5 protein-coding genes are annotated in these 5,572 nt (G+C 43.5%); 3 read left to right on the top strand and 2 right to left on the bottom strand.

What is annotated here, in order from left to right; genetic code table 11:
• Positions 1-254 precede the first annotated feature (254 nt).
• The 3 genes from B9J84_RS08635 to B9J84_RS08625 are packed head-to-tail and all read left to right on the top strand — an operon-like array spanning position 255 to position 2,982.
• Entirely contained in the window at positions 255-482 is a 228-nt protein-coding gene (locus tag B9J84_RS08635; RefSeq protein WP_013856356.1) for a FeoA family protein, read from the top strand.
• Complete coding sequence (feoB, locus tag B9J84_RS08630; protein WP_094123959.1) at positions 482-2,755, top strand: Fe(2+) transporter permease subunit FeoB; 2,274 nt, start codon at positions 482-484, stop codon at positions 2,753-2,755. Before B9J84_RS08635 ends, feoB begins: the two co-directional genes overlap by 1 nt.
• Positions 2,752-2,982, top strand: coding sequence for a FeoC-like transcriptional regulator (locus B9J84_RS08625; RefSeq protein WP_010318896.1), 231 nt, complete (start codon positions 2,752-2,754; stop codon positions 2,980-2,982). The genes feoB and B9J84_RS08625 overlap by 4 nt, the downstream gene beginning before the upstream one ends.
• Positions 2,983-3,078: 96 nt before the next feature.
• Here B9J84_RS08625 and B9J84_RS08620 read toward each other — a convergent pair whose 3' ends face one another.
• Positions 3,079-3,507 (bottom strand): HIT domain-containing protein, encoded by a 429-nt coding sequence (locus tag B9J84_RS08620; protein WP_013856359.1) that lies wholly within the window; start codon positions 3,505-3,507, stop codon positions 3,079-3,081.
• Between the two features lie 83 nt (positions 3,508-3,590).
• Positions 3,591-5,327: an arginine--tRNA ligase gene (gene argS, locus B9J84_RS08615; protein WP_094123958.1), complete on the bottom strand. Its 1,737-nt coding sequence runs from the start codon at positions 5,325-5,327 to the stop codon at positions 3,591-3,593.
• Between the last annotated feature and the right edge of the window lie 245 nt (positions 5,328-5,572).

Here is a 5,572-nt window from a genome sequence, read left to right as displayed (position 1 = left end):
ATATATAATTAACCATAACCTATTGATTTTCATGGTTTGTTTTTATTTTATCTGTTTTTGTTTATTTTTTTATGTTGAGCTAATTTGTGCCTGATAATTTTTTAACGTTTTTAACGTCAGTTTATTTACCGAAAACAACGTGATGGATTTATGCAATCTTTGATTTCACGCAATAAAATAGAGGGTTAGCGCGTGTATTATTCGCCTGTTAATAAAAATATTTCTCATTACCACTACCATTGAGAGCAAGATAGATGAAATTATCTCAATTAAATGAAGGGGATAGCGCGAGCATTGTCGCGTTCAATCAACTTCCAAATGACATTCGTAAAAAATTGATGGTGATGGGCTTGCTGCCTCTAACTACTGTTACGTTAATCAGAAGAGCTCCTATGGGAGATCCACTTCAACTTGAAGTGAGAGGCGTCTCTTTAGCGGTACGTGAAAATATAGCCGCTTGTATTGAAGTGGAGAGAGCGTAGTGCGATATCAAATTCTAACCGTTGGTAACCCTAATAGTGGCAAAACAACGTTATTTAATGGACTGACAGGTTCTAAGCAGCAAGTCGGTAACTGGGCTGGTGTTACAGTTGAGAAAAAAACGGGTCGCTACACTCATTCTGGAGATGAATTCATACTAACGGATTTGCCGGGTATCTACGCACTTGACAGCGGGAATGACAGTAACAGCATTGACGAATCCATTGCCTCTAGAGCGGTTCTTACACATCCTGCCGATTTAATCATTAACGTTGTGGACGTGACGTGTTTGGAGCGCAGTCTCTATATGACGCTTCAATTGAGAGAGCTCGGGCGTCCAATGATTGTGGTTTTGAATAAAATGGATGCTTTAAAAAGAGAGCGTCAAAGCCTAGACATTCAACAACTTGAGAAAGTTCTAGGTTGCCCCGTTTTTATGCTTTCTGCTACCAGTAAAGAGCAGGTGAGTCGATTCAAAGAAAAGCTGCATAAAGTACTGCTGCAAGGCGTAGCTCTTAAAGAACTGGTATTGGATTACGGTAGTGCATTTGAACAATCGATCGGAAAATTAGCCACTATTTTTCAACATAAGCAAGTGGCACCTCGCGCATTGGCTATTCGTGCCTTAGAAAATGATCTTTTGGTGATTAATGGATTACCAGAAGTGCAGCGTGAGCTTATCCAGAAAGAGCAATTGCAAAGTGGTTTGGATATTGATCTGCATGTCGCTGATACCAAATACACATTTTTGCATGAACAGTGCCAGCAGATCCGCAAAACCGAAGGGAAACTAAGCCACAGTTTTACACAAAAAGCAGATAAGCTGATTTTAAATAAATGGGTGGGTGTACCGTTTTTCTTTGTGGTTATGTACTTAATGTTTATGTTCTCGATCAATATTGGGAGCGCTTTCATTGATTTCTTCGACATTGGCGTCGGGGCGTTATTGGTTGATGGCGGGCACTACTTACTGGATGATCATTTGCCTATTTGGCTAGTGACATTATTAGCAGATGGCCTTGGCGGAGGTATTCAAACCGTCGCCACATTTATCCCAGTTATCGCTTGTTTGTACTTATTTTTAGCTGTACTCGAAAGTTCAGGCTATATGTCTCGCGCGGCTTTTGTTTTAGATAAAGTGATGCAGAAGATAGGCCTACCGGGTAAAGCGTTTGTTCCGCTTGTTTTAGGATTTGGTTGTAACGTTCCCGCGATTATGGCGACCCGAACTCTAGATCAAGAACGTGAACGTAAATTAGCGGCATCGATGGCACCCTTTATGTCATGTGGTGCACGTTTGCCAGTGTATGCGCTATTTGCTGCGGCATTTTTCCCTGAAAGCGGTCAAAATGTAGTTTTTGCTCTTTATTTATTGGGCATTTTAGCCGCAGTGTTCACTGGTTTGGTTTTGAAGCATACGCTCTATCCGGGTTCAAGCGATAGCCTAGTCATGGAGATGCCAGATTACGAGATCCCAACGGTACAAAACGTCATGATCAAAACATGGCAGAAATTAAAACGTTTTGTTCTCGGTGCAGGGAAAACGATTGTCATCGTCGTTATGATCTTAAGCTTCCTCAATTCAGTTGGTACTGATGGCAGCTTTGGTAATGAAGATAGTGACAACTCCGTGTTATCAAAAGTGGCTCAAGTGGTTACTCCGGTATTTGCTCCTATTGGTATCAATCAAGATAACTGGCCAGCGACAGTGGGTATCATCACGGGTATTTTTGCAAAAGAAGCGGTAGTCGGAACATTAAACAATTTATATACCTCTGCTGAAGGTGATGAAAGTGAATATGACCTAATGGCGAGCCTACAAGAAGCGGTTATGTCTATTCCAGAAAACCTAACGGGATTAAGCTTCTCTGATCCGCTCGGTATCGAAGTCGGAGACTTGACAGACAGTAGCGCAGTGGCTGAAGAGCAAGCCGTAGATGCCTCAATCTTTGGTAATTTGAAACAGCACTTTGTCACTGGTCATGCCGCATTTGCCTACCTTATCTTCATTTTGCTTTACACGCCTTGCGTTGCAGCCATGGGGGCTTATGTTCGTGAGTTTGGGGCGAATTACGCTCGTTTTATCGCAGTATGGACGATGGGGCTTGCGTATGGTGGCGCCGCGCTTTATTACCAAGCGACTAGGATCACTGAAACCCCAGTTGAAAGTTTAACGTGGATTATTGCCATTATTATGGTGAGTTTGTTGACCTTTAAAATGCTTAAGCGAAAAGGACTCCAGCAGAAAACGGTGCTTGAGGTACAAGTGGCATGATATTAAATGAGTTAAAGCGCTACATTGAAGAGAATGGGATCGTTAGCCGCTCGGCGATTGCGAAAAAGTTTTCGCTCAGTGAGGACGGCGTTGACGCTATGTTAGCCGTGTGGATAAGAAAAGGTGTGTTGTCGCGCACTATCGATACCAACAAGGCTCACCACGTAACAAGAGTGCGTTATGGGCTTAACCGAAATAACGGGCTGTCTTTGACTGTCGTACTTTAGTCATAATTGATGCTAGGCATTCTGTCTGGTAAACGAAAGCCGCTGATGTCAGCGGCTTTCAAACTTTTACCTAATATATGGTGTGAGAGACGACGTTTATCCTTTTCTAAAAATAGAACTCAGTGATAGAACATTTTGGATTCTGGTTAAGATCGCTTGCTGTTCTTGTTCGGCTCTCACTATCCCTTGAGTATTGCCCCAGATAGGCCCAGGCCATGCTATGTCATTTTTAAATCGAGCAACATGGTGAATATGGAGCTGAGGAACCATGTTACCCAGCGCACCTAAATTGAGTTTATCTGGACAAAACGTGGCTTCAAGAGCTTGGCTAACGGCTTGAGATTCGCATAAAAATTGTTGCTGTTCCTGCATTGGTAGATGATGCAGCTCTTTCAAATTGGCACGTTTAGGCACCAGAATAATCCAAGGTACGGCATTATCTTTATGGAGTAAGGCTAAGCAAAGAGGAAATTCACCAATGACGGAAGTGTCTTTGGCCAGTTGCGGGTGGAGTTCAAAATTCATGTCAATCTCACTTGCACGGATGTTATCACCGATAAAAGAAAAGGCTGACCATGGTCAACCCTTTCATTCACTCATAGCTGTCGTTACATACGTTCTAATGTATCAATACCGAGTAGCGACAGACCTTGCTTGATGGTTTTTGCTGTCAACGCAGCCAGTTTTAGGCGGCTTTGTTTCACACTTTCATCTTCAGCGACTAAGATTGGGCATGCTTCATAGAAGCTAGAGAATTGGCCAGCTAATTCAAATAGGTAGCTACACATAATGTGAGGTTGGCCTTCGCGGGCAACAGCTTGTACCGCTTCTTCAAACTGCAGAAGTTTCGCAATCAAAGCTTTTTCTTTCTCTTGTGTGACTTTAATTTCACCCGTCAGGTTATCCATCGATACGCCTGCTTTAGCAAAAATTGACGCGACACGTGTGTAGGCATACTGCATGTAAGGTGCAGTGTTACCTTCAAATGCCAACATGTTGTCCCAGTCAAACACGTAATCGGTAGTGCGGTGCTTAGAAAGATCAGCGTATTTCACTGCAGCCATCGCGACAGTATTGGCAATGTTCGCTTTTTCTGCGGCGTCTAAATCAGGGTTTTTGGATTCAATTAATTTAGCGGCACGCTCTTGCGCTTCATCGAGAAGATCGGCCAGACGAACAGTACCGCCAGCACGAGTTTTGAACGGGCGGCCATCTTTGCCTAGCATCATACCAAAGGCGTGGTGTTCAAGAGTCACTTCTTCAGGTACATAGCCCGCTTTGCGGACAATCGTCCATGCTTGCATTAGGTGCTGATGTTGACGCGAGTCGATAAAGTACAACACACGGTCCGCACCTAAGGTTTCATAACGGTATTTTGCACACGCGATATCGGTTGTGGTGTATAAGAAGCCGCCATCACGTTTTTGGATGATAACGCCCATTGGCTCGCCATCTTTATTTTTGTATTCTTCAAGAAAAACGACTTGTGCGCCATCATCTTCTTGCGCCAAACCTTTTTCTTTTAAATCGGCTACGATGCCGGGCAACATGTCGTTGTACATGCTTTCGCCCATCACATCATCGCGCGTGAGCGAAACATTCAAACGATCATAGTTACGCTGGTTTTGGATCATGGTGATGTCCACCAATTTTTTCCACATTTGAGCGCAGAATTCGTCACCGCTTTGTAGTTTGACCACATAATTTCGTGCTTTAGCAGCAAACACTTCATCTTCGTCGTAGAGTTTTTTTGACTCACGATAGAAAGCTTCAAGATCGGAAAGTTCCATTGAAACTTCGTTACCAGATTCTTGTTGCACACGTTCAAGGTTGGCTATCAACATACCAAATTGCGTGCCCCAGTCACCGATGTGGTTGGCGCGGATCACTTTATGGCCTAAAAATTCCAAGGTACGTACAACGGCGTCACCAATGATGGTTGAGCGTAAGTGGCCTACATGCATCTCTTTGGCAACGTTAGGCGCTGAGTAGTCTGCGACGATCGTCTTCTGCGCTTCTTTGGTTACACCAAGGTGCTCATCTGCTAGGGCGATATCCGCTTGTTTAGCAAGAAACGCTTCACTGAGGAAAATGTTGATAAAACCTGGGCCTGCAATTTCCGTTTTGCTCGCAATGCCATCGAGGTCCAGAACATCCAATACTTTTTGAGCAAATTCTCGCGGGTTGGTACCCAGTTGCTTAGCTACGCCCATGATGCCATTGGCTTGATAGTCACCAAATTGCGCTTTGGCCGATTGGCGAACAGCAGCAGGACTGCCAGCTGGTGCGCCTGCGGCTTCAAGAGCCTGAGATACTTTGTCATTAATCAGTGCTTGGATATTCACACGCGTTTCCTTTAATTCTTGGAATTGCAAAGGTATGCATTTTATTCACCATTTAGTGCCAATACATATCTTAATTTTGTTCATCATTTGGCGCACATAATACCAATTTTATTGAGGCGCTTATAGGGACTAAATTAGGAAATTTTCTACTTTTCGAAGAGTTGTTGGTACTATTAGACGATAATCATCATTTTGGACCATTTAAATGCTTGAACCATTGAAGAATGCAGCGCTTCATCCTGAAC

The organism is Vibrio sp. V03_P4A6T147, assembly GCF_002241085.1.
GTDB classification, from domain to species: Bacteria; Pseudomonadota; Gammaproteobacteria; order Enterobacterales; family Vibrionaceae; genus Vibrio; species Vibrio anguillarum.
This window is presented reverse-complemented; position numbering and strand designations above follow the sequence as displayed.